Here is a 1,568-nt window from a genome sequence, read left to right as displayed (position 1 = left end):
CTTGTGCAGGCTATCTGTGGAGAATCCTATGGTTCTGCGGCAAAAACTTAGCGGGCAGGGCCAATGGAGTAAAGCTTATCGGGATCCCTTAAAGTTGGTTTTGGTTATCGTCGGGCTGAGTGTTGACGTTCCCCTAGCGTACCCCCTGCAATCTTGAACCAAACCCTGCCCTCTCACGGCTGGGGACGAAGTCAGTTCGGCGCACCTTGCTCAAAAACCTGCTGAACCAAGCCGCTGACGATGGAAAGTACAATTGCGCCGATAAACGCCCAGCCGAAATTATCGATGTTGAAAGCATTCCCGGCCAGCTTATCGGCAATGGCTAGACAAATGCCGTTCAAAATCAGCCAAAACAAACCCAGGGTAAGAACCGTAATCGGCAGGGTGATCAGCCGGAGAATCGGCCTAACCAAACCATTGACCAGACCAATGGCCAGAGCCGCCACCAAAGCCCCGCCAAACCCGGAGACGTGGATCCCGGGCAAAAGCCAAGCCAGGATCATTACACTCAAGGCTGACATCAGCCAGGTGGCCAAAAGAGTTGCCATGCTCCCTCCTCTGCCCTGATGGGGCCGCGATTTTGCCCTCTATGCTAGCTGATCTCCTCAGGGATCCCTTGCGCAGAAACCTCTTCAGGGCTGTAAGTTTGCAGGGCCAAAGCATGAATGCTCCGCCCCATGTGTTCCGCCAGAGCGGCATACACCAGGCGATGTCGCTGTAGGGTCGTTTTGCCGACAAACGAAGGCGACACTACTTGAACTCGGTAGTGCCCTCCTGTCCCGCCCCCGTGGCCGATGTGAAGGTGGGACTCATCCTCCACCTGCACATGAAGAGCCTGCAGCTTCTCCATCAGGTGCTGCCGAAGGTAGTCGGGGGTAAGCATGGCAACCCCTCTGGATGAGATGGGATCCCTTAAGATTGAGCCGTGGCCTTAGCAAAGGCTGCCTCGACCAGCGGACGCAGCTCGTTGCGGGCGTGCATCTCTTGGATGATATCGCAACCGCCCACAAACTCCCCATCAATATAAATCTGCGGGATAGTAGGCCAGTTGGAAAACTCTTTAATCCCCTGGCGGATCTCAGGATCCTCGAGTACGTTAATCGCCGTGTAGGGGAAGCCCAAACTATCCAGCACACGAACGGCGGCATAGGAAAACCCACATTGGGGCATTTCCGGGGTGCCCTTCATGTAGATGAGCACCTTGTGGGTGCGGATTTGCTCACGGATTTTCTCTTCCAAAAGGGGATCCAGCATGGTGTTCAGCCACTATAGCGACAACAGTCGATAGGCAAACTGGCATCCTATCGAGATCTCATTTTCGTCTACTTTTAACATGCTCGACACTTTTCCCACGGTTGGGCCGAGAGATTCTCTCATAGACTCTGTTCTACGGACGCCACCAGCAAGCCCCATTGCCCAGGGCTGGCCCAAGCCCCCAACCTATCCAGGCAGCGACCCCAGGATCCATGTTAATTTCTACACCAACATGGTTAGCGACAGGGTCGGCGACAAACCTCAAACCCTGATTCTTCCGTTGACCCGGTCGATCCCGCTCTGGGCAAGGGTTT

General features: G+C 54.9%; 3 protein-coding genes. All 3 read right to left on the bottom strand.

Annotation, left to right across the window (positions count from 1 at the left end):
- Positions 1 to 191 precede the first annotated feature (191 nt).
- From NW820_RS07790 to grxD, 3 genes are read right to left on the bottom strand one after another with little or no spacing between them, the layout of a single operon-like run.
- Positions 192 to 548, bottom strand: coding sequence for a phage holin family protein (locus tag NW820_RS07790; protein WP_011433930.1), 357 nt, complete (start codon positions 546 to 548; stop codon positions 192 to 194).
- A gap of 44 nt (positions 549 to 592) precedes the next feature.
- Positions 593 to 883: a BolA family protein gene (locus NW820_RS07785; protein ID WP_414329320.1), complete on the bottom strand. Its 291-nt coding sequence runs from the start codon at positions 881 to 883 to the stop codon at positions 593 to 595.
- Between the two features lie 29 nt (positions 884 to 912).
- On the bottom strand, positions 913 to 1,251 hold the full coding sequence (gene grxD, locus NW820_RS07780; RefSeq protein WP_041437553.1) for a Grx4 family monothiol glutaredoxin: 339 nt from the start codon (positions 1,249 to 1,251) through the stop codon (positions 913 to 915).
- Positions 1,252 to 1,568: the final 317 nt, after the last annotated feature.

The sequence above is a fragment of the Synechococcus sp. R55.7 genome, assembly GCF_047461955.1.
GTDB lineage: Bacteria > Cyanobacteriota > Cyanobacteriia > Thermostichales > Thermostichaceae > Thermostichus.
The sequence above is the reverse complement of the archived record's forward strand: the minus strand, read 5'-3'. Positions and strand labels throughout refer to the sequence as shown.

What these genes read in the sequence shown, in the direction of transcription:
- NW820_RS07790 (WP_011433930.1), bottom strand. Translation starts at nt 548, where the DNA reads ATGGCAACTCTTTTGGCCACCTGGCTGATGTCAGCCTTGAGTGTAATG.
- NW820_RS07785 (WP_414329320.1), bottom strand. Translation starts at nt 883, where the DNA reads ATGCTTACCCCCGACTACCTTCGGCAGCACCTGATGGAGAAGCTGCAG.